Origin of the sequence: Pseudomonas sp. NBRC 111140 (assembly GCF_001320885.1) — a bacterium.
GTDB lineage: Bacteria > Pseudomonadota > Gammaproteobacteria > Pseudomonadales > Pseudomonadaceae > Aquipseudomonas > Aquipseudomonas putida_P.
On sequence record NZ_BCBQ01000015.1, the window covers coordinates 34,011 to 54,006 of the forward strand.

Here is a 19,996-nt window from a genome sequence, read left to right on the forward strand (position 1 = left end):
CCGCATCAACCAATGAGCTGCGGGATGTTGGTGTAAAGGGTGGTGATGTACTCCATGAACTTCTGCACCAGCCACGGCCCGGCGACGATCAACGTGATCAGCATCACCAGCAGGCGCGGCAAAAAGCTCAGGGTTTGTTCGTTGATCTGCGTGGCAGCCTGGAACATCGCCACTACCAGGCCCACCAACAGGCTAGGCACAACCAGCACGGCAACCATCAAGGTGGTCAGCCACAGGGCGTCACGGAACAGGTCGACAGCTACTTCAGGTGTCATCGGCGGCTCTCCTTGACGGCGTCAGACGCCGCCGAAACTGCTGGCCAGGGTGCCCATGATCAGCGCCCAGCCATCCACCAGCACGAACAGCATGATCTTGAACGGCAGCGAGATGATCAGCGGCGACAGCATCATCATACCCATGGCCATCAGCACACTGGCCACCACCATGTCGATGATCAGGAACGGGATGAAAATCATGAAACCGATCTGGAACGCCGTCTTCAACTCGGAGGTGACGAACGCTGGCACCAGGATGGTCAGCGGCACCTGGTCGGGGCCGGCGATGTCGGTACGCTTGGACAGGCGCATGAACAGGTCGAGGTCGCTTTGCCGGGTTTGCGCCAACATGAAGTCCTTGAGCGGCCCCTGGGCCTTGTCGATGGCCTGCTGGGCCGTCATCTGCTCCTTCAGGTAAGGCTGCAGGGCGTCCTGGTTCACCCGGTCGAACACCGGGGCCATGATGAACATGGTCAGGAACAGCGCCATGCCGGTGAGCAACTGGTTCGATGGCGTCTGCTGCAGGCCCAGGGCCTGGCGCAGGATCGAGAACACGATGATGATGCGGGTGAAGCTGGTCATCAGGATGACGAACGCCGGAATGAAGCTCAGCGCAGTCATGATCAGCAGGATTTGCAGGCTGACCGAATACTCCTGCTGCCCGTCCGCGGTATTGGACAGCGTAATGGCCGGGATCGACAGCGAGTCGGCGGCCAGGGCCAGCGGCGCGGCCAGCAGCAGCGCCAGAGTCAACATCGTACGCAGCGCGCCGCTCATCACTTGTTGTCCTTAGGGTCCTTGCCCATCAGCTCCATCAGCCGCTGGGCAAACTCCGGCGCCGCCTGACGGGCGCTTGCCGGTACTTCCACGGGTTCGGCCAGCACATGCAGCGCCTCGATGCTGCCGGGGGTATGGCCGATCAGGATCTGCTCCTTGCCCACCTGCACCAACAGCAGGCGGTCACGCGGGCCGATGGCACGGCTGCCGACAATCTCGATCACCTGCCCGCCCTTCACCGCCGTGCTCTGCAGGCGCCGCAGCAGCCAGGCCAGAAAGAAGATCAGGCCAACGACCAACAGCAGGCCGAAGACCATCTGCGCCAGCTGCCCGCCGAGGCTGCCAGGTGCCGCTACCGGGGTCGCCGCTGGCGTAGCCGCAGCCAGGCAGGCGTGGCTGCCAAGCAGCGCCGCTAGTGCCGCGAGAGCGCGCATCGTGCCCTTCACTCAGCGCAGCTTCTTGATACGTTCGCTGGGGCTGATCACGTCAGTCAGGCGAATGCCGAACTTTTCGTTGACCACGACCACTTCGCCATGGGCAATCAGTGTGCCGTTGACCAGCACGTCGAGGGGCTCGCCGGCCAGGCGGTCGAGCTCGATCACCGAGCCCTGGTTCAGCTGCAGCAGGTTGCGGATGTTGATCTCGGTGCTACCCACTTCCATGGAGATGTTCACTGGGATGTCCAGGATCACGTCCAGGTTAGGGCCTTCGAGGCTGACGTTTTCGTTCGGCTTCGGCGAACTGGCGAACTCTTCCATCGGCAGGCGACCAGAACCGCTGCTGCCAGCATCACCGCCCAGCAGCGCATCGATGTCGGCCTGCCCGGCCGAGCCGGTTTCTTCAAGGGCAGCAGCCCATTCATCGGCCAGTGCCTGGTCCTCTGCGGAGGTGATCTCGTTTTCGTTAGCCATGGTTTCCTCGACAGGCATTCAATTCGTTGTGAGCGACCGGCACGCCGTCAGCGGCGTTCGATCGGGTCGATAATCTGCAGGGCCAGGTTGCCCTTGTGCGAACCCAGGCGCGCCTTGAACGCCGGCACGCCGTTGGCGCGCAGCACCAAGTGCTCGGGCAGTTCCACCGGGATCACGTCACCCGGCTGCATGTGCAGGATGTCGCGCAGCTTCAACTGGCGCCGGGCGACCGTGGCGGTCATTGGCACGGCAACGTCCAGCACGTCCTCGCGCAGGGCCTTGACCCAGCGTTCGTCCTGGTCGTCCAGGTCGGACTGGAAACCGGCATCGAGCATTTCTCGCACCGGCTCGATCATCGAGTACGGCATGGTCACATGCAGGTCGCCGCCGCCACCGTCCAGCTCGATGTGGAAGGTGGACACCACCACCGCCTCGCTGGGGCCGACGATGTTGGCCATGGCCGGGTTGACCTCGGAGTTCATGTACTCGAAGGTGACCGGCATGATCGCCTGCCAGGCTTCCTTGAGGTCGACGAAGCACTGGTCCAGCACCATGCGCACCACGCGCAGTTCGGTTGGCGTGAACTCACGGCCTTCGATCTTGGCGTGGCGGCCATCGCCGCCGAAGAAGTTGTCCACCAGCTTGAACACCAGCTTGGCGTCGAGGATGAACAACGAGGTGCCGCGCAACGGCTTGATCTTGACCAGGTTGAGGCTGGTCGGCACATACAGCGAGTGCACGTATTCGCCGAACTTCATCACCTGCACACCCCCTACGGCCACGTCGGCGGAGCGGCGCAGCAGGTTGAACATGCTGATGCGGGTGTAACGGGCGAAGCGCTCGTTGATCATTTCCAGGGTCGGCATGCGACCCCGCACGATACGGTCCTGGCTGGTCAGGTCGTAGCTTTTGATGCTGCCAGGCTCGGATGCACTCTCGGTCTGCACCAGCCCGTCGTCGACGCCGTGCAACAGGGCATCGATTTCATCCTGGGACAGCAGGTCCTGTACGGCCATTGCGGACTCCTACTGCAATACGAAATTGGTGAACAGCAACTGGTCGATGACCGGCTTGCCGACTTCTTTCTGCGCCACTTCCTGGACCACCGCAGTGGCCTTCTGGCGCAGCATCTCCTGCCCTACCGGGCTGCTGGCAAGGGTGTCGAAGCCTTGCCCGGAGAACATCATCACCAGGTTGTTGCGGATCACCGGCATATGCACCTTGAGCGCATCCAGGTCGGCCTGGTTACGCGCCTGCATGGTGATGCTCAGCTGCATGTAGCGCTGGCGGCCGTTCTGGTTGAAGTTGACCACGAAGGCTGGGGTCAGCGCTTCGTAGATGGCCGCAGGCTTGACGTTGCTGGCTGCAGCGTCGGCGGCCGGGGCCGGCTCGCTCTTGTGCATGATGAACCAGGTAGCGCCCACCGAAAGGCCGATCGCCAGCAACAGGCCCACGACGGCCAGCAGGATCAGCTTGAGTTTGCCTTTAGTGGCGGGGTCTTTGACTGCTTCGCTCTTCGCCATGCCAATAATCCGTCGTCCATCGGGGGTTCAAGGGAGGATGGCTTGGCTTGAGCAAGTGTTATGCCAGATTTTGCAGAGGATCGGTTTCACCAGGATCTGCAGCACCGCCTTCTTCGCGGGCGAGCCCGCGAAGAGGCCAGGTTAACGGCGGTCAGGCGTAGTAATCGACCGCGCTGTCGCCGACAACCACCTGCTGTTCCACAGGCCGCGCACTGTCGGCAACCTCAACCCCACCCTGTTCGCCCCGGCGCGCCGCCACCCCGGACAGATTGCTGCCCTGTGCCTGCCCCTGTTGCTGTTGCTGTCCGCGCGACTGGTCGGCCACGTTCACATCCGGTTGCGCCAGGCCCTGCTGGGCGAACAGTTCGCGCAGGCGGTGCACCTGGCTATCGAGGGCATCACGCACGCCGGCGTGGCCGCTGATGAAGGTCACCTGGGTGGCCTGGTCCGCCGCAACATTGACGCGAATGTCCAGGCGGCCCAACTCTGCAGGCTCCAGCTGGATATCCGCCGACTTGAGGTTCTGGCTGGACAGGTACATGACCCGGTTGACCAGGCCTTCGGCCCAGGCATTCTGATTCATCGGCAACGGTTGATGCAGCGGGCTGGCATTGGCCGGCACGGCGTTGGCGGTCTTGGCCGTGACGGCCTGGGTCAGGCTGGCCAGGCGGTTGGCGAAATCATCGACACGGGTGTCGCTGCTGGCGCTCTTGGTGTCCTTCAGACCCTCTTCGACCAAGGCACCGAAGGCCTTGTCACCGGACTCGGTGCTATCACCTTCGGCATTCTCGACCAGATTCGCCAAGGTATTGACGGCTGCCCGCCCCTCTTCACCCTGGGCCTGAGTGGGGTCCAAGGCATGTGCAGAGGTAGCCCCTTTGGCCTGGGCACTGTGCTCCAGTGCCAGGCGCAGGGTCGGCAAGTTGGCCAGAGGGTCTGCATCCGGGTCGAAGGCTTCTTCGGCAAAAGGCTCTTCAGGCAGCGTCGCGGCAACCTGGGTTTGCCCAGTGGCAGCCTGCAGCACCGGCGCTACCGCCTCGGCCTGGGCCTGGATCAGTTGCGCGCCGGGCTGGGCATCGGTGACTTGGCCGGCCACCAGGCTGGCATCACGCAGCCCGGTATCGGCCTGGGCGGCATCGTCTGCAGGCAATTTGTTGCCGTCATCGGCAACGGCGGTTTTGTCAGCGGGGTCTTTCTTGCCGCTCGCTGCCGCCTCGGGTTTGTCCTTGGGCTTGGCCTGGGCGGCCTTGTCATCTTGCCCGGCAACCTTGTCGCGGCCCTGCCTGGCCATCACCTGGCCAAAGCCGTCGCCCTTGCCGCCAAACGCCTGCAGCGGCTTGTCCGCCTGCATGGCGGCCGAACGCGAGGTATTGGTAACGGCATTGGCTTGCAACAAAGGGTTGGGTGCGACAGGCATCGAGCGGTCTCCGCGCCAGAAACAAAAAAATCATCCGGACAGAGACAGGCAAGACTCGCGCCAACTCGCGAATCAGCCTGCGGAAATACGTTCTTGCTCACCACGGTAGAAGCGCTGCACCTCGACGAATTCCAGGTCGATGCGGCTGATCAAGTCTTCAATACCGTACAGCGGGGGCCGCCGTGCGCGCTCTTCCAGCTGTTGGCACAGGTTGGCCAGGGCCACCGCCCCCATGTTGCTGCTGCTGCCCTTGAAGCTGTGAGCGGCTGCACCCAGCTCTTCGGCACTTTTGGCCGCGTGCAGCTGGCCCAGGCGCCGTTCGGAGTCGTCGAGAAAGGTTTGTACCAACTGCAGGTAACCCTCTTCCATGACTTCACGCAGGTCGCTGAGTACCTTGTGGTCAATATGCAGGTCAGACACTTGTTCACTCCTTGATCAAGCCAGATTATGCCCGAGCCAGCTGGTGGCTCACCATACGAACTCCACTTGCGCGCAACGCCCGCCATCACTCCAGCGCGCGTCACTGGCCAACCGCCGAACCAGGTTCAGACCACGGCCGCTAAGCCCCTGATCCCGCGAGGGCCGCGCAAGTACCCGCTGCACGTCGAAGCCGGCACCGCTGTCGCGCACCTGAATCTTCAGACGGCCACCGTCGCCATGGGGTTCAACCTTGAAATCGATGCTTACAAAGCCGCCTGTCAACGACCCCAGGCGCCGCGCGCGCTCCTGATAATAGTCGGCAAAGCCCTGCACATCGCGCTTGAGCTGAGAATCCAGGCCCAGCACACCATGCTCCAATGCATTGGAATACAACTCGCTGAGCACACTGTGCAGGCTGCCGGTGCGCGCGCGCAGGCCGTGAATTTCCTGCAACAACTGCACCAGATACGGCACCGGATTGAAGCGTTTCAGGCTCTCGCCACGCACCTCGAAGCCCAGCGACCAGTCCAGCGGGCTGGAGCGGCCGCTATCAGAGTAGATCATCGGCGCCGGCACCCGCTCCTCGGCGGTGAACATGCGAATATCGCACAAGCTGATGTCATCGCGTGGGCGCCCACCAAAGCGCTCCAGGGCCTGCATCAGTTCATCGAACAACTGCGCTGGGTCGCGGTTGTCGGCCAGCACCCGACGCAGGCGCTGCACGCCAAACAAGCGGTCCTGGTCGTCGGCGGTATCGAGTACGCCGTCCGACAGCAGCAACAGGCGCTCGCCCGGCGCCAGCGGCAACACTTCAGTGCTGTCATCGAAGCGCTCGGCAGCGAGAATGCCCAGCGGCAGGTGCCGTGAATTCAGCACCGACAGCACCTGGCCATCCACCGACAGGCGATAACCATCAGGCATGCCGCCATTCCAAACCTCCACCGAACCGCGCTGCATACTGAGGTTGAGCAGTAGCGCGCAGCAGAACATGTCCACTGGCAGGATACGTTTGAGCTTGGCGTTCATCTCGCGCAGGATCTGCGCCATACCGTAGCCCTTGGCGGTCATGCCGTAGAACACCTCGGCCAGTGGCATGGCGCCGACCGCCGCCGGCAAGCCATGCCCAGTGAAATCGCCGAGCAGTACGCGCATATCGCCGGCCGGGGTAAACGCTGCCAGCATCAGGTCGCCATTGAACAGCGCGTAGGGCGATTGCAGGTAGCGGATGTTGGGCGCGCCAAGGCAGCCGGAGTGGGCCACCTTGTCGAACACTGCCTTGGCCACCCGCTGCTCGTTCAGCAGGTGGTGATGGTGCCGGGTAATCTGGTCGCGCTGCTCCAGCACAGTGGCCTGCAACCGGCGCAGGCGGTCCATGGCGCGTATCTTGGCGGCGAGGATCACCGCGCTGTAGGGTTTGGCCATGAAGTCATCGCCACCCGCTTCCAGGCAGCGCACCAGGCCTTCCTCCTCGTTCAGCGAGGTCAGGAAAATGATCGGCACCAGCGCTTCGCCCGCCAGGGCCTTGATCTGCCGCGCCGCCTCGAAGCCGTCCATCACCGGCATCAGCGCATCGAGCAGCACCAACTGCGGGCGCCGCTCGATGAACAGCGCTACCGCCTGCTCGCCGTTTTCCGCGGTGACGACCTGGTGGCCCTGACGGCGCACGATCTGCGCCAACAACAGGCGGTCGGCGGCCCCGTCCTCGGCGACCAGCACGGTCAACGCCTGTTCGGCCGGCATGTCGGCGCTCAACTGATATCGAAGAGTTTTTCGAAATTGGAAATGGCGAGGATCTTGCGCACGTCAGAGCTGGCATGCACCACCCGCACATCGGACTCATCGCCGCCCGCGTGGTCGCGCAGCAACAGCAGCATGCCGAGCGCGGAACTGTCGAGGTAGGTGGTGTCCTTCAGGTCGACGACCACCGAATCGGGCCGATCGGGCTGACGTTCGTAGGCATCGCGAAATTCCTGATGCTTGCCGAAATCGAAGCGACCCTTGACCTTGATCGTCAGCTTTTTCCCGTCCTGCGAAAAATCAGTCTCGACTGCCATGCTAGCGATTCCTTCGATGATGGCGGATGCAACTCCTTAAGGTTTAGCAGGCGATGCCGGGGGTGACAAGTGCTCGGCACAGGCGCAGAAAGTGCCAGGGCAAGCACCCGAGACCTATAAATGACTCTGCCGAGGCAGGCGCTGGGACAGTTCGTCCAGCAACCGCTGCTCACGCTTGTCTTCAGCGCGCCGGGCTTCGTCCATGTAGCGCTGCACCAGCTTGCGCAACCCTTCCACCCGGGCATAGGCCTGCTGCCAGACACCACGGGCGTTGTTGAGGTTGTTCTGATGCCAGACCAGGCTTTGCCGCTGCTGGGTCATGGCCGCTTCCAACTGCCCAAGAAAACGCTGGTAGTTGACCAGCCAGCTGCCATTGACGCCCTGCCCGCCGCGGTTGATCCACTGCAACTGGTAATCCTCGCGAAAGCGCTCCAGCTCGGCCAGCTTGGCCTGGGCCGTGACCACCTGCTGCTGGAAGTGCCCAAGGCGCTGAGCCGCCTTGCGCTCGGCCTCTTCGGCCATGTCCACCACCGGCGCCAGGCGCGCGGCGCGTCCGGGCAGCGCCATGGCTTATCAGCCTGCCGGGGGCGTGAAAATCGCCCCCAGCTGTTCGCGGCTCTGCGCCATACCCACGTTTTCACGCAGGCCTTGGCGCAGAAACTCCACCAGCTTCGATTGCAAGGCAATGGCCAGGTCGGTCTCCGGGTCACCACCCGCCACGTAGGCACCCACGCTGATCAGGTCGCGGCTTTGCGACAGGCGCGACCACAGCTGCTTGAACTTCTGCGCCTGGCGCAAGTGGTCGGCATCGACCACCTGGGGCATGACCCGGCTGATCGAGGCTTCGATGTCGATAGCCGGGTAATGGCCTTCCTCAGCCAGCCGGCGCGACAGCACAAAGTGGCCGTCGAGCACACCCCGTGCCGAGTCGGCGATAGGGTCCTGCTGGTCGTCGCCCTCGGACAGCACGGTATAGAACGCCGTGATCGAACCACCGCCCGGCTCGCCATTGCCTGCCCGCTCCACCAGCTTTGGCAGCTTGGCGAACACCGATGGCGGGTAACCCCGGGTGGCCGGCGGCTCGCCGATGGCCAGGGCGATTTCCCGCTGAGCCTGGGCGAAACGGGTGAGCGAGTCCATCAGCAACAGCACATTCTTGCCTTTGTCGCGGAAGTACTCGGCAATGCGCGTGCAGTACATGGCGGCACGCAGGCGCATCAGTGGCGCATCGTCAGCCGGCGAGGCCACCACCACCGAGCGCTTGAGGCCCTCCTCACCGAGGATATGCTCGATGAATTCCTTCACTTCGCGCCCCCGCTCACCGATCAGGCCGACCACGATGATTTCGGCTTCAGTGAAGCGTGTCATCATGCCCAGCAGCACCGATTTACCCACACCGGTACCGGCAAACAGGCCCAATCGCTGACCACGGCCGACAGTAAGCAGACCGTTGATGCTGCGAATGCCCACATCCAGTGGCTTGCTGATAGGGTCGCGGTTGAGCGGGTTGATCACCGGGCCGTCCATCGGCACCCAGTCCTCGGCCTTCATGCCGCCCTTGCCATCCAGCGCGCGGCCGGCGCCGTCGAGCACCCGCCCCAGCATGCTCATGCCCATGGGCAGGCGGCCGCCGTCATCCAGCGGCACCACCCGGGCGCCCGGGGCAATGCCGACGATGCTGCCAACCGGCATGAGGAACACCTTGGGCCCGGAAAAGCCCATGACTTCGGCCTCGACCTGCACCGGGTGGTAACTGTCGTCGTTGATCACCAGGCAACGGCTGCCTACTGCGGCGCGCAGGCCCTCGGCTTCCAGGGTGAGGCCGACCATGCGCAGCAGGCGGCCTTCAACGACAGGTTGCGCCGGCAGTTCGATGGCCTCGGCGTAGGTGCCCAGGCGCTTGCCGAAACTGGTGCGCTCAAGGTGCATCAGCGGTATCCACCGGACTGCCCAGGTCTACCGACATGTCTGGCGCCGCCGGGTGCAGGGAATGGTCGTGCAACTGGTCGAACAGTTGTGCAACGGCTTTTTCGATACGTGTTTCCATGGTCGCGTCGATACGGCTGTGGGCCGTTTCAATGCGGCAGCCGCCAGGCAGCAGTGCGCTGTCTTCCAGCAGCCGCCAGCTTTCCTCATGGCGCTCTCGCAGGGCCTTGGCCAGGTCGAAATCCTGCGGGTTGAGGTGGATGCGGATATTGTCCGCGCCCATGGGCAGCAGCTTGAGCGCTTCGCGCAACACCTGGGTGATCTGGCTGGAATCGTTGCGCAGCTCGCGACCTATCACCTGACGGGTCATGTGCGCCACCAGGTGTACCAGCGACTTCTCGATTTGCGTGTCCTGCTCGGCAATCGGCTCCATCAGGTTGGCCATCAGCCGCTCGAGGCTTTCCAGCTTGGCCTTCAGAGCCTCTTCGGCTTCCTGGCGGACCTTAAGCTGGGTACTGTGGAAGCCTTCACGCTCACCGGTGGCGAAGCCCTCGTTGTAGGCCTCCTGGCGGATGGCTTCGAGCTCTTCCAGGGTTAGCGGCTGGACTTCTTCCAGCGGCACTTCCTCGACTTCTTCCTCGATGACCTCAGGCTCCGGCTCAGGCTCGGGGACGGGCTCTGGCTCGGGGTCGAAGCTAGGCAGCGCCCATACGTCCACGCCCTCTAGGTCGCGGGCACGGATCAGGTCGCTGGGGTGATGTTCTTTGGTGGACATTGAAATGCCTGTTGGTCAAAGCGTGAAGCTTGCCGCTTAAATCATTTCCTCGGCACCCTTGCCGCCGAGCACGATCTCGCCGGCCTCGGCCATGCGACGGGCGATGGTGAGGATTTCCTTCTGCGCCGTTTCCACGTCGCTGACCCGCACCGGCCCCTTGGCCTCCAGGTCGTCGCGCAGCAGTTCCGAGGCACGTTTGGACATGTTCTTGAAGATCTTGTCCTTGACCCGCTCGTCGGCACCCTTGAGCGACACCACCAGCACGTCGGACGACACTTCGCGCAGCAGTGCCTGGATACCCCGGTCGTCGACGTCGGCCAGGTTGTTGAAGACGAACATCAGGTCCTCGATCTGCTCCGACAGGTCGCTGTCGATTTCGCGGATCGCATCCATCAGCGCACCTTCCACCGAGCTGTCGAGGAAGTTCATGATGTCGGCAGCACGCTTGATACCACCCAGGGTGGTGCGTGCGGCGTTGGAGTTGCCCGAGAACTGCTTCTCGAGGATCTGGTTAAGCTCCTTCAGCGCCGCCGGCTGCACGGTGTTCAGCGACGACACGCGCAAGACGATGTCCAGGCGCACCTTGTGGTCGAAGTTGCTCAGCACTTCACCAGCCTGGTCAGGGTCGAGGTAGGCCACCACTATGGCCTGGATCTGCGGGTGCTCGTAGCGGATCACGTCGGCCACCGCGCGTGGTTCCATCCACTTGAGGCTGTCCAGGCCGCTGGTGTTGCCGCCAAGCAGGATGCGGTCGACCAGGCCATTGGCCTTGTCCTCGCCCAGCGCCTGGTTGAGCATCTTGCGGATGTACGCGTCGGACCCCACGCCCAGGCTGGTCTGGTCGCCGACGATGTCGACGAATTCGCTCATCACCTGCTCGACCTGGTCACGGTGCACATTGCCCATCTGCGCCATGGCCACACCCACCCGCTGCACTTCCTTGGGCCCCATGTGCCGCAGCACCTGGGCCGCATCGGTCTCGCCCAGCGAGAGCAGAAGGATCGCCGCTTTGTCGACGCGGCTCAGCTTGGCGGTAACGGCTCGGTTATCACTCATCGGCGTTGATCCAGTCTTTCACGACCTGGGCGACACGGCCCGGGTCTTCGGCCACCAGGCCTTTGATTGCGTTGAGCTGTGCCTCGTAACCCTCGCTCGGGCTAGGCAGCAGAATGCTTGTCGGGCCACCCAGGCTGACGCGGTCGTTGGCCAACTCGCCATCCAGACCCATCATGCCGCCCAGCTCCATGTCGCTATCCGAGGCAGCCTGCTTGCCGCCCCCTGTAATATTGTTGAGCACCGGCCGCAGCACACCGAACACCAGCACCAGGATGAACACCACACCCAGCACCTGCTTGACGATGTCCCAGAACCACGGCTGCTGGTAGAAGGCGATGTCGGCGATTTCCTCGCCACGGTCGGCGGCGAACGGCACGTTGATCACCGTCACGCTGTCGCCACGGCTGGCATCGAAGCCGACGGCGTCCTGCACCAGGCGGGTAAAGCGCGCCAGGTCCTCGGCAGCCCACGGCGCACGGGTGGCGTCACCCGTGGCAGGGTCGAGCTTGACCTGATCGTCCACCACCACCGCCACCGACAGACGGGTCATGCGGCCTTGCTGCTGGCGGGTATGGCTGATGGAACGGTCCAGTTCGAAGTTCTTGGTGCTTTGCTGACGTTTATCTGACGGGTATGGCGCGAGCATCGGCTGGCCGGTGGCTGGGTCCATGATCTGCTGGCCGTTGGCATCGACCAGCGGCTGGCCCGGCTGAATGGCCGAAGCTGGCGTGGCAGCGCCACCGGTGGTTTGCGGTGCCGACGCGGCGCCCGGCGGCTGGTTGCTCAGCGCGCCTGGCACGCCTTGCGGGCCTTGGCTGCTGGCACGTTGTTCATCGACCGACTGCTCGCTGCGCAGTGCCGGCTGGTCGGGATTGAACTGTTCGGAGGTGGACTCGACCGCGCTGAAGTCGAGGTCGGCGGACACTTCGGCCTTGTAACGGTCATTGCCCAGCACCGGCTGCAGGATGTTGTGCACACGCTGGGTGAGCATGCTCTCTACCCGGCGGCTGTAGTCGAACTGCTTGCCGGCTTGGGTCAGTGATGAATCCTGGATCTGCTCGGACAGCAGGTTGCCCTTCTGGTCGACGACGGTGACCTGGGATTTGTCCAGTTCCGGCACACTGGTGGCTACCAGGTTGACGATGGCCATCACCTGCCCGGCTTCCAAGGCGCGACCCGGGTACAACTCGACCAGTACCGAAGCGCTGGGCTTGCGCTCATCACGCACGAACACCGAGCTTTTCGGGATGGCCAGGTGCACGCGCGCGGCCTTGACGTTGTTCAGGCTGGAAACAGTGCGCGCCAGTTCGCCTTCGAGGCTGCGGCGGTAGCGAGTGGCCTCCATGAACTGGCTGGTGCCCAGGCCCTGCTCCTTGTCGAGCAGTTCGAAACCGACATTACCGTCGCTTGGCGCTACGCCGGCGGCTGCCAGTTTCAGGCGCGCACGGGAGAGGTCGTCGGCCTTGACCAGCAGAGCACCCGAGTTGGGCTCCACGTTGTAGGGGATGTCAGCAGCGGCCAGGGTATCCATGACCTGCTTGGTGTCCATGCCCGACAGGCTGCCGTACAACGGACGGTAATCGGGCTGTTGCGACCACAGCACCACGGCAAAGCCAATGGCCACGCTGGCCGCCAGGCCAACCATGAGGCCAATCTGGCGCAGCATGGGCATCTGCGAGATGTTTTCCAGAAACGCCATGCCAAACAACGGCGGCTTGGCCGCTGGCGAGCCAGCCTTGGCGGGGGCGTTTTCGACGACTGCTTCAGCCATGGGTTACATCCGTCCTCAAACCGGCATCTGCATGATGTCCTGATACGCCTGGACCAGCTTGTTGCGTACCTGGGTCATGGCCTGCATCGACACGCTGGCCTTTTGCGAAGCGATCATCACGTCGGTCAGGTCGACGCCGCTCTTGCCGATTTCGAAGGCGTTGGCCAGTTGGGTCGAAGCCTGCTGCGTCTCATGCACCTTGCCGATGGCCTGGCCGAGCATGTCGGCGAAGGTACTTTGCCCAGGCGCCAGCTCTGGTGCTGCGGTGACCTTGGGCAGCGACATGGCATCGGCCTGCATGGCCCGCATGTCCAACATCAGACGATTGAATTCAACACCTTGGCTCATGACCCTTCTCTCTCCTGCGGCCGCATTTTTTTGACACTCATGCGGCGAATAGCCTACGTAAAGCAACAAAGGTGCCAGCCTTGCAGCTCAACCGAAAAGGCTGGCCTCGACGTCAAACCCGGCATCACGCATCTGCGCCAGCTTATAGCGCAAGGTACGCGGGCTGATCCCCAGGCGTTCGGCCGCCTCTTTGCGGCGGCCGCGCTCGGCGCGCAGGGTGTCGATGATCATCTGGTACTCGTGACGGCGCATGTCATCACCCAGGCCGCTGGCCTCAGCGGCCACCTCAAGCGATGGCTCCGTGCCAGCCGACAACGGAATGGCGCCTGCCAGACAAAAATCCGCCGCCTCGATCACGCCACCCTGTTGCAGGATCAGCGCCCGCTGCAACGCGTTGTCCAGTTCGCGCACATTGCCTGGCCAGGCATAGGCCTGCAGGCAAGCGCGTGCCTGCGGCGATAGGCGCACCGGGGCATGCTTCATCTTGGCCACATGCCGCGCCAGCAAGCGCTCGGCCAGCTGCAGGATATCGCCTGGGCGCTCACGTAGCGGGCGCCAGGCCAGCGGGAACACCGACAAGCGGTAGTACAAGTCTTCGCGGAAGCGCCCAGCTGCCACTTCGCCCGCCAGGTCACGGTTGGTGGTGGCCAGCACACGAATGTCGAGGCTGATCGGCTTGCGGCCGCCCACCCGCTCCACTTCGCGCTCCTGCAGCACGCGCAGCAGCTTGGCCTGCAAGGCCATGGGCATTTCCGAGATTTCGTCGAGCAGCAGGGTGCCGCCTTCGGCCTGCTCGAACTTGCCGGCCTGGGCGGCGATAGCGCCGGTGAACGCCCCCTTCTCGTGGCCGAACAGGGTGGCTTCGAGCATGTTGTCGGGGATCGCCGCGCAGTTGATCGCGACGAAGGGTTGCGTGGCACGTGGCGACTGCTGGTGAATGTAACGCGCCAGCACTTCCTTGCCGGTACCGGACTCGCCGGAAATCAGCACGGTCGAGTCACTGCGCGCAACCCGTGCGGCCAGCTCCAGCAGTTGGCGGCTGGCCGGCTCGCAGGCCACCGGCCCCTCTTCGCCGGTCACTCGCCCGGCGGCATGGCGCTGCACAAGACTCAACAGCGCCTTGGGCTCGAACGGCTTGACCAGGTAATCGGCGGCGCCCTGGCGCATGGCCTCGACCGCACGCTCGACGGCAGCGTGCGCCGTCATCAACAACACCGGCAGCTGTGGTTGCTGGCGGCGCAGCTGGCTCAGCAGCTGATGCCCATCCATGCCAGGCATGTTCACGTCACTGACCACCAGGCTGAAGGCGTCACCCCGCACAGCCTCCAGCGCCTCCTCAGCACTTCCCACGGCCTGGTAGGCGAAACCGCCGATTTCCAAGGTATCGCCCAGCGCCTGGCGCAATACGCGGTCGTCCTCGACCAGCAGCACCTTGACCGCCATTACACACCCTCCGCCAATTGCCCGTCGATCAAGGGCAGTTCTACCCGCACACAGGTACCCCGGCCTACCTTCGAGCGCAGGTTGATCGTGCCCTGGTGCGCCCGCACCACCGCCTTGACTACAGCCAGGCCCAAGCCCGTACCTGTGGCCTTGGTGGTAAGAAACGGCTCACCCAGGCGGCCGAGCAAATCAGCATCGATGCCGCTGCCGGCATCGCTGACGCACAGGTGCAAGCTGCATTCGCGGCGGTACAGGTGCACCTTGAGCCGCGCCGGGCCGTCGCTGGCCTGCAGGGCATTTTCGATCAGGTTGAGCAAAGCGCCGACCAGGGTGTCGCGGTTGCACAGCAGCTCACCCAGGTGGCTGTCACACTGCCAGCGCACGGCGTGCCCCTGCACATGCGCCTGAGCCGCTTGCTGCAGGGCCTGGAACAAGGCTTTCGGGGTCACCCGATCACCCAGCGGCAACTCGCCACGGGCGAATACCAGCATGTCACGCACCTGGTGCTCCAGCTCATGCAGACGCTCTTTCAAGGTAGCGGCGAAGCGCTGGCGGGTTTCCGCGCTCAGTGCCGGCTCGTCATCGGCCAGGTGGCTGGCGTAGAGCATGGCGGCCGACAGCGGTGTGCGGATCTGATGGGCCAGCGAGGCGACCATGCGCCCCAGCGACGACAGACGCTCGTGACGTGCCAGCTGGTCTTGCAGGCGACGGGTTTCAGTCAGGTCGTTGAGCAGCACCAACTGGCCGGGTTCGGCATCCAGCGAGCGAGTGGCGATCGACAGGCGGCGGCCGTCGCGCAGTGAGACTTCGTGGCCGTCATCCTTGCGCGGGGCGAAGCTGCGGGCGATTACCTGGCGCCACAATTGGCCGATAAGCGGCTCGCCAAGCAGCTGGGAGGCGGCCGGGTTGGCTTCGCGCACCAGGCCCTGACCATCGATCACGATCACCCCGCCAGGCAGCAGGTCCAGCAGGTTCTGCAGGCGGTTGGCCAGGCGTTCTTTTTCGCTGAGTTCGTCAATGCGCTGGGCGCTGACCACGGCCAGCTCACCCTTGAGCTCACTGACCCGAGCTTCGAGCAGGCTGTAGGACTGGCTCAGCTGGCTGGATACCTGATTGAACAGGGTGAAGGCTTGCTCGATACCCAGGCGGCTGTCCTGCTCGACCGGGGTTTGCCCCTGTTGATCGGGGGCTCGGGTTATGTGGGCGGCCTGGGGCATCGTGCTCTCTCGCGTGGCTGACCGTCATAAAAACGGTGTGTTGCCAGCGGTGTAGCAATAGCCGTGCCGAGGATGGGGTTAAATGTATAACTGGGGCATGACTCGGGCATGACTGAGGGATGTGGTGGGGCGGAAATCGAGCGCCGCGCGGGCGGCGCTCAATCTGACAGGCACCAAAGAAGCCGAGGCGAACACCACCCCCAACAAGGTCAATCTTCTGCCTGATCCTCGCCACCCTGGCGGCTCATACCATACTTGCGCATCTTCTCCACCAGCGTGGTACGACGAATACGCAAACGTTCCGCCGCGCGCGCAACGATACCGTTGGCATCGTCCAGCGCCTGCTGGATCAGCCCCTGCTCCAGGCTGCCGAGGTAGTCCTTGAGGTCCAGGCCTTCAGGCGGCAGCATGGCATGGTTGCTGAAGTTCGGCGTGTGGCCATTGATGGCCACGCGCTCCTCCAGATCACTGCGCAGGCTGTCGACCATCTGCTCGTCTTCATCGTCGACATAGCGGAATTTCTTCGGCAGTTCAGACACGCCAATCACCCCGTACGGGTGCATGATCGCCATGCGCTCGACCAGGTTGGCCAACTCACGCACGTTGCCCGGCCAGCCGTGGCGGCACAGCGACATGATCGACGCGGAGTTGAAACGGATGGACCCGCGCTTCTCGTGCTCCATGCGCGAAATCAGCTCGTTCATCAGCAACGGGATGTCTTCTACCCGCTCACGCAGCGGCGCCATCTCGATGGGGAACACGTTCAGGCGGTAGTACAGGTCTTCACGGAAGGTGCCATCCTCGATCATGTTCTCGAGGTTCTTGTGCGTCGCGGCGATGATGCGCACATCGATGCTCTGGGTCTTGTTGCTACCCACGCGCTCGAAGGTGCGCTCTTGCAGCACGCGCAGCAGCTTGACCTGCATCGGCAATGGCATGTCACCGATTTCGTCGAGGAACAGGGTGCCGCCATTGGCCAGCTCGAAACGCCCGGCACGGCTGGTGATCGCCCCGGTAAAGGCACCCTTCTCGTGGCCGAACAGTTCGCTTTCCAGCAGCTCAGCCGGGATCGCACCGCAGTTGACCGGCACGAATGGCGCTTCACGGCGCTTGGAATGGTAGTGCAGGTTGCGCGCCACCACTTCCTTGCCAGTGCCCGACTCACCCAGGATCAGCACGCTGGCATCGGTATCGGCCACTTGCTGCATCATCTGCCGCACATGCTGGATGGCACGGCTGGTGCCTACCAGGCTGCGGAACAAGTTGGGCTCGCGCTGGCGACCGCGCTCGCGCGCCTGGTCGTACATTTCGCGGTAAACCTGGGCACGGTGCAGCGAATCCAGCAGTTGGCTGTAGCTTGGCGGCATTTCCAGGTTGGAAAGCACCCGGCGGCGAAGGTCCTCTGGCAACTCTGCAGAAGAAATTTCACCTAAAAGCAGAACCGGAAGGAACTCATCCCAGGCAGCCACTGTCTTAAGCAGCCCAAGAAGGTTGCCCGGAGCATTTACGGTACCGATGAGCACGCACAGCACTTCGCGGCTCGAGGACAAAGGCTCCACCGCCTGCTGCCAGTCATGGCTGGCGCACGCGAGGTTTTCTTCGCCGAGGAAGTTCAGCACCACCGCAAGGTCGCGGCGGCGCGCGCTGTCGTCATCGATCAGCAGAATCTTGGTTTCACGCCACATGCAATAGCAACTTCCCTAGTCATATCGGCGCCCTGCAGGGGCATGCTCGACATCATTCCGACTGAATGGTCAGTGTTCGGACGTCTGAAATTCGAAAACAGCCACTAGTAAAGTCAAAAAGGCCCACACAGTCAAATTTATGGCGCCTTTTGTTAAGTTGTGCGCATCTTAACTGAACAGATGGTAAACCTTCGAAGCATTTTTCGCTTGATTGATCTGCATCATCTCTTCGGCAATTGCTTGGCGTTCACCGGTTGTCACGTCGATCAGGTTGCGGTAGACCTGCAGCACCCCTTCCAGCTTCTCGCGCAGCAACGCCTGGTCCATCGCGTGGGTTTCCAGCACCTCGTCGATGCACGTGCGGCACGCCACATCCAGCTTGGCGATGGCTTCCCAGTCACGCTCACCCAAGGCGCCGATCAGGGCGTCGCAGGTGTCATCGAGGCGTTGCAGTGCGGTCACGGTAATCTCCTTGCCTTCAGCTGGCAGGCTGAGCATCGGCAATGCCATCCCAACCACTTTTCACGGTAATCAGCAGCTGGGCAACTTCGTCGATAATGCCGGCATCGTTGTCGACGTTGGCCTGCATCAGGCGATTGGTCATGTAGACATAGAGGGCGTCTAGCTTCTCTACAGACTCCGGGTTTTCGCTTTTTTCGGGCTGCAGACCATCGCGAAGACCAATGATGATGTCGATCGCCTTGCCGAGCATCAGGCCCTTTTCCGCAATGTCGCCACGCGCCATGGCACCCTTGGCCTGCGCCATGCGATCGAGGCCGCCTTCCATCAGCATCTGCACCAGGCGATGGGGTGTGGCTTCGGAAATCTGGGCATGGGAATTGACCTTCTGGTACTGACGAAGGGCTCTCATGGGATTCATCTTGCGACCTCGTGACGGGCAGGCTTAAGGGGGAGATATTCCTTGTATCGGGCAGGCGGCGAAAAACTTTACCGGCCGATGACATGAAGCCCGGCATCATGCCCGGACTCCATGCAATGTTCACGGATTAATCGTCGCTGTTCGACTTGTTCAGTGCGTTGAGGGTGCTGAGCACGGAACTCTGCTGCTGGCGCAGCTGGGTGACCAGGGTATCCATGTTGTTGTACTTGTCTTGCAGGCTCTTCTTCAGGGCTTCCATGCGGGCGTCCAGGGTGTCCTGCTCGGTCTTGAGCTTGGTCAGGCTTTCGCTCAGGACCTTGGAGCGTTCGGCGAGGGTGCCGGTGCTGGCCTTGGCGAAGGGCTCGGTCACCTTTTGCAAGCGTGCCAGCAGGCCATCCTTGCCATTGAAAATACTGGTCAGGTCCGCAGCATTGGTGGAAGCAGCCTTCTCCCACTTCTTGTCGTCGAGACTAAGCGCACCGCCATCCTGAGCGGAGGTAACACCGAAGGCGGCGAGCGATTTCAAGGTACCGTTGCCGGATACTGCATTGAGCTCTTCACGAATAGACGTCATCAAAGTGCGCATCGTGGCATCACCGGTCAGCGCCGCAGCAGTCATGGAGCCATCGGCATTCTTGGTGACCTTGGTTTCTGCGTTCATCACAGTGAGCAAGGCATTATAGGTATCGATGAACCCCTTCAGCCCCGACTTCAATGTGGCGGAACTGGTAGTCAACGAGAGAATAGTCGCTGTCTTTTCACCACTCGTAGCATTTGTCGGCGACGTACCCACTAACTTGATATTGAGCCCGCTGACGGCATCGTTGATGTCGTTGGTCTTGGACTTCATGGCAACACCGTCGAGCGTGTACTCGGCGTCTGCCGGCTCTTCGACCACGGTATAGCCGGTATCGATACCCGAGTTGCCCGAAAGCGTAATATCGGAGCCTTCGCCCATCTTGGTGGAGGTAACAACCAGGCGCGAGCCATTGGCATCCGTCAGCACGTTGGCACTCAGACCCGCCGTACCAAACTGGCTATTGATGCTATCGCGCACCTGCTGCAAGGTTGCACCGGCAGGAACACTCAGATCGTAGGGCTTGCCATTCTGAGTCATCGTCAAGGTGGTCGGCGTGCTGCCGGGATTTACTACCGAGCCCGCACCTTTGGCGTAAACCTTGGTCGAAACCTTCGATGCCGTCGCCAGCTTGTCGACAATCAACTTGAACGAACCGTTGGCAGCCCCGGTACCCATGGTCACGGTTGCGACCTTCTCGTCCGAAGACTTCAGGCTCAGGCCACCAAAACTATTCGTGTCGGTCATGTTGGTCAAGGCGCCGCGAAACGCATCCAGGGCCGCCTGAATCTTGCCAATAGAGGACAACGTGGTGGTTGCCTTCAGCGTTTGCGTATTGATCTGCGCCTGTTTCGGCGCTTTCTGCGCGGCCACCAGCGAATCGACGATCGCCTGAGTATCGATGCCGGAGCCAATACCGCTGACTGTTGTACCTGCCATCA

Annotated in this window: 22 protein-coding genes; all 22 read right to left on the bottom strand. The window is 62.7% G+C overall.

All coding sequences use genetic code 11. The annotated features are described in order from the left end of the window. Positions 1-5: 5 nt before the first annotated feature. The 22 genes from fliQ to fliD all read right to left on the bottom strand — a co-directional run bounded on the left by fliQ (position 6) and on the right by fliD (position 19,994). Positions 6-275 carry a flagellar biosynthesis protein FliQ gene (fliQ, locus tag APH42_RS07235; RefSeq protein WP_012273497.1) on the bottom strand — a complete coding sequence of 90 codons (270 nt, stop codon included), beginning with the start codon at positions 273-275 and terminating at the stop codon, positions 6-8. Positions 276-296: 21 nt separating this feature from the next. Continuing rightward, the gene (fliP, locus tag APH42_RS07240) at positions 297-1,052 is read right to left on the bottom strand and encodes a flagellar type III secretion system pore protein FliP (RefSeq protein WP_060493028.1); all 756 of its coding nucleotides are present in this window, start codon (positions 1,050-1,052) and stop codon (positions 297-299) included. Continuing rightward, positions 1,052-1,486, bottom strand: coding sequence for a flagellar biosynthetic protein FliO (gene fliO, locus APH42_RS07245; RefSeq protein ID WP_012273499.1), 435 nt, complete (start codon positions 1,484-1,486; stop codon positions 1,052-1,054). Before fliO ends, fliP begins: the two co-directional genes overlap by 1 nt. Positions 1,487-1,498: 12 nt before the next feature. Beyond that, positions 1,499-1,963 (bottom strand): flagellar motor switch protein FliN, encoded by a 465-nt coding sequence (fliN, locus tag APH42_RS07250; RefSeq protein WP_012273500.1) that lies wholly within the window; start codon positions 1,961-1,963, stop codon positions 1,499-1,501. A 47-nt stretch (positions 1,964-2,010) separates the two neighbouring features. Next, complete coding sequence (gene fliM / locus APH42_RS07255; protein WP_012273501.1) at positions 2,011-2,979, bottom strand: flagellar motor switch protein FliM; 969 nt, start codon at positions 2,977-2,979, stop codon at positions 2,011-2,013. A 9-nt stretch (positions 2,980-2,988) separates the two neighbouring features. Next, a complete protein-coding gene (gene fliL / locus APH42_RS07260; RefSeq protein ID WP_012273502.1) occupies positions 2,989-3,486 on the bottom strand; it encodes a flagellar basal body-associated protein FliL in 498 nt (165 codons plus the stop codon). A gap of 151 nt (positions 3,487-3,637) precedes the next feature. Continuing rightward, positions 3,638-4,903, bottom strand: coding sequence for a flagellar hook-length control protein FliK (locus APH42_RS07265; protein ID WP_060493029.1), 1,266 nt, complete (start codon positions 4,901-4,903; stop codon positions 3,638-3,640). 72 nt (positions 4,904-4,975) lie between these two features. Continuing rightward, a complete protein-coding gene (locus APH42_RS07270) occupies positions 4,976-5,323 on the bottom strand; it encodes an Hpt domain-containing protein (protein WP_060493030.1) in 348 nt (115 codons plus the stop codon). A 48-nt stretch (positions 5,324-5,371) separates the two neighbouring features. Next, complete coding sequence (locus APH42_RS07275; RefSeq protein ID WP_060493031.1) at positions 5,372-7,063, bottom strand: fused response regulator/phosphatase; 1,692 nt, start codon at positions 7,061-7,063, stop codon at positions 5,372-5,374. 8 nt (positions 7,064-7,071) lie between these two features. Next, positions 7,072-7,377 (bottom strand): STAS domain-containing protein, encoded by a 306-nt coding sequence (locus tag APH42_RS07280; protein WP_012273506.1) that lies wholly within the window; start codon positions 7,375-7,377, stop codon positions 7,072-7,074. A gap of 114 nt (positions 7,378-7,491) precedes the next feature. Next, the gene (gene fliJ, locus APH42_RS07285) at positions 7,492-7,944 is read right to left on the bottom strand and encodes a flagellar export protein FliJ (protein ID WP_060493032.1); all 453 of its coding nucleotides are present in this window, start codon (positions 7,942-7,944) and stop codon (positions 7,492-7,494) included. Positions 7,945-7,950: 6 nt separating this feature from the next. Further along, entirely contained in the window at positions 7,951-9,306 is a 1,356-nt protein-coding gene (gene fliI, locus APH42_RS07290) for a flagellar protein export ATPase FliI (protein ID WP_012273508.1), read from the bottom strand. Further along, on the bottom strand, positions 9,296-10,078 hold the full coding sequence (fliH, locus tag APH42_RS07295; protein ID WP_012273509.1) for a flagellar assembly protein FliH: 783 nt from the start codon (positions 10,076-10,078) through the stop codon (positions 9,296-9,298). The genes fliI and fliH overlap by 11 nt, the downstream gene beginning before the upstream one ends. Positions 10,079-10,114: 36 nt before the next feature. Next, positions 10,115-11,134 carry a flagellar motor switch protein FliG gene (gene fliG / locus APH42_RS07300; protein WP_003254434.1) on the bottom strand — a complete coding sequence of 340 codons (1,020 nt, stop codon included), beginning with the start codon at positions 11,132-11,134 and terminating at the stop codon, positions 10,115-10,117. Beyond that, positions 11,127-12,905 carry a flagellar basal-body MS-ring/collar protein FliF gene (fliF, locus tag APH42_RS07305; RefSeq protein WP_012273510.1) on the bottom strand — a complete coding sequence of 593 codons (1,779 nt, stop codon included), beginning with the start codon at positions 12,903-12,905 and terminating at the stop codon, positions 11,127-11,129. Before fliF ends, fliG begins: the two co-directional genes overlap by 8 nt. Before the next feature lie 15 nt (positions 12,906-12,920). Next, positions 12,921-13,253, bottom strand: a complete 333-nt coding sequence (fliE, locus tag APH42_RS07310; RefSeq protein WP_003254438.1) for a flagellar hook-basal body complex protein FliE — start codon at positions 13,251-13,253, stop codon at positions 12,921-12,923. An 87-nt stretch (positions 13,254-13,340) separates the two neighbouring features. After that, positions 13,341-14,696, bottom strand: a complete 1,356-nt coding sequence (locus APH42_RS07315) for a sigma-54 dependent transcriptional regulator (RefSeq protein WP_060493033.1) — start codon at positions 14,694-14,696, stop codon at positions 13,341-13,343. Continuing rightward, complete coding sequence (locus APH42_RS07320; protein WP_060493034.1) at positions 14,696-15,913, bottom strand: PAS domain-containing sensor histidine kinase; 1,218 nt, start codon at positions 15,911-15,913, stop codon at positions 14,696-14,698. The genes APH42_RS07315 and APH42_RS07320 overlap by 1 nt, the downstream gene beginning before the upstream one ends. 209 nt (positions 15,914-16,122) lie before the next feature. Beyond that, positions 16,123-17,598: a transcriptional regulator FleQ gene (gene fleQ / locus APH42_RS07325; RefSeq protein ID WP_060493035.1), complete on the bottom strand. Its 1,476-nt coding sequence runs from the start codon at positions 17,596-17,598 to the stop codon at positions 16,123-16,125. A 168-nt stretch (positions 17,599-17,766) separates the two neighbouring features. Continuing rightward, positions 17,767-18,096 carry a hypothetical protein gene (locus tag APH42_RS07330; protein ID WP_012273514.1) on the bottom strand — a complete coding sequence of 110 codons (330 nt, stop codon included), beginning with the start codon at positions 18,094-18,096 and terminating at the stop codon, positions 17,767-17,769. Beyond that, entirely contained in the window at positions 18,077-18,478 is a 402-nt protein-coding gene (fliS, locus tag APH42_RS07335) for a flagellar export chaperone FliS (RefSeq protein ID WP_060493036.1), read from the bottom strand. The genes APH42_RS07330 and fliS overlap by 20 nt, the downstream gene beginning before the upstream one ends. Positions 18,479-18,605: 127 nt before the next feature. Further along, entirely contained in the window at positions 18,606-19,994 is a 1,389-nt protein-coding gene (fliD, locus tag APH42_RS07340; RefSeq protein ID WP_060493037.1) for a flagellar filament capping protein FliD, read from the bottom strand. Positions 19,995-19,996: the final 2 nt, after the last annotated feature.

Excerpts from the sequence above, each read along its gene's own strand:
- fliQ (WP_012273497.1), bottom strand. The coding sequence starts at position 275 with ATGACACCTGAAGTAGCTGTCGACCTGTTCCGTGACGCCCTGTGGCTG.
- APH42_RS07280 (WP_012273506.1), bottom strand. The coding sequence starts at position 7,377 with ATGGCAGTCGAGACTGATTTTTCGCAGGACGGGAAAAAGCTGACGATC.
- fleQ (WP_060493035.1), bottom strand. The coding sequence starts at position 17,598 with ATGTGGCGTGAAACCAAGATTCTGCTGATCGATGACGACAGCGCGCGC.
- APH42_RS07315 (WP_060493033.1), bottom strand. The coding sequence starts at position 14,696 with ATGGCGGTCAAGGTGCTGCTGGTCGAGGACGACCGCGTATTGCGCCAG.
- fliF (WP_012273510.1), bottom strand. The coding sequence starts at position 12,905 with ATGGCTGAAGCAGTCGTCGAAAACGCCCCCGCCAAGGCTGGCTCGCCA.
- fliL (WP_012273502.1), bottom strand. The coding sequence starts at position 3,486 with ATGGCGAAGAGCGAAGCAGTCAAAGACCCCGCCACTAAAGGCAAACTC.
- fliS (WP_060493036.1), bottom strand. The coding sequence starts at position 18,478 with ATGAATCCCATGAGAGCCCTTCGTCAGTACCAGAAGGTCAATTCCCAT.
- fliJ (WP_060493032.1), bottom strand. The coding sequence starts at position 7,944 with ATGGCGCTGCCCGGACGCGCCGCGCGCCTGGCGCCGGTGGTGGACATG.
- APH42_RS07320 (WP_060493034.1), bottom strand. The coding sequence starts at position 15,913 with ATGCCCCAGGCCGCCCACATAACCCGAGCCCCCGATCAACAGGGGCAA.
- fliG (WP_003254434.1), bottom strand. The coding sequence starts at position 11,134 with ATGAGTGATAACCGAGCCGTTACCGCCAAGCTGAGCCGCGTCGACAAA.
- APH42_RS07275 (WP_060493031.1), bottom strand. The coding sequence starts at position 7,063 with ATGCCGGCCGAACAGGCGTTGACCGTGCTGGTCGCCGAGGACGGGGCC.
- fliD (WP_060493037.1), bottom strand. The coding sequence starts at position 19,994 with ATGGCAGGTACAACAGTCAGCGGTATTGGCTCCGGCATCGATACTCAG.
- fliM (WP_012273501.1), bottom strand. The coding sequence starts at position 2,979 with ATGGCCGTACAGGACCTGCTGTCCCAGGATGAAATCGATGCCCTGTTG.
- fliH (WP_012273509.1), bottom strand. The coding sequence starts at position 10,078 with ATGTCCACCAAAGAACATCACCCCAGCGACCTGATCCGTGCCCGCGAC.
- APH42_RS07265 (WP_060493029.1), bottom strand. The coding sequence starts at position 4,903 with ATGCCTGTCGCACCCAACCCTTTGTTGCAAGCCAATGCCGTTACCAAT.
- fliO (WP_012273499.1), bottom strand. The coding sequence starts at position 1,486 with ATGCGCGCTCTCGCGGCACTAGCGGCGCTGCTTGGCAGCCACGCCTGC.
- fliI (WP_012273508.1), bottom strand. The coding sequence starts at position 9,306 with ATGCACCTTGAGCGCACCAGTTTCGGCAAGCGCCTGGGCACCTACGCC.
- fliP (WP_060493028.1), bottom strand. The coding sequence starts at position 1,052 with ATGAGCGGCGCGCTGCGTACGATGTTGACTCTGGCGCTGCTGCTGGCC.
- fliE (WP_003254438.1), bottom strand. The coding sequence starts at position 13,253 with ATGAGCCAAGGTGTTGAATTCAATCGTCTGATGTTGGACATGCGGGCC.
- fliN (WP_012273500.1), bottom strand. The coding sequence starts at position 1,963 with ATGGCTAACGAAAACGAGATCACCTCCGCAGAGGACCAGGCACTGGCC.
- APH42_RS07330 (WP_012273514.1), bottom strand. The coding sequence starts at position 18,096 with ATGCTCAGCCTGCCAGCTGAAGGCAAGGAGATTACCGTGACCGCACTG.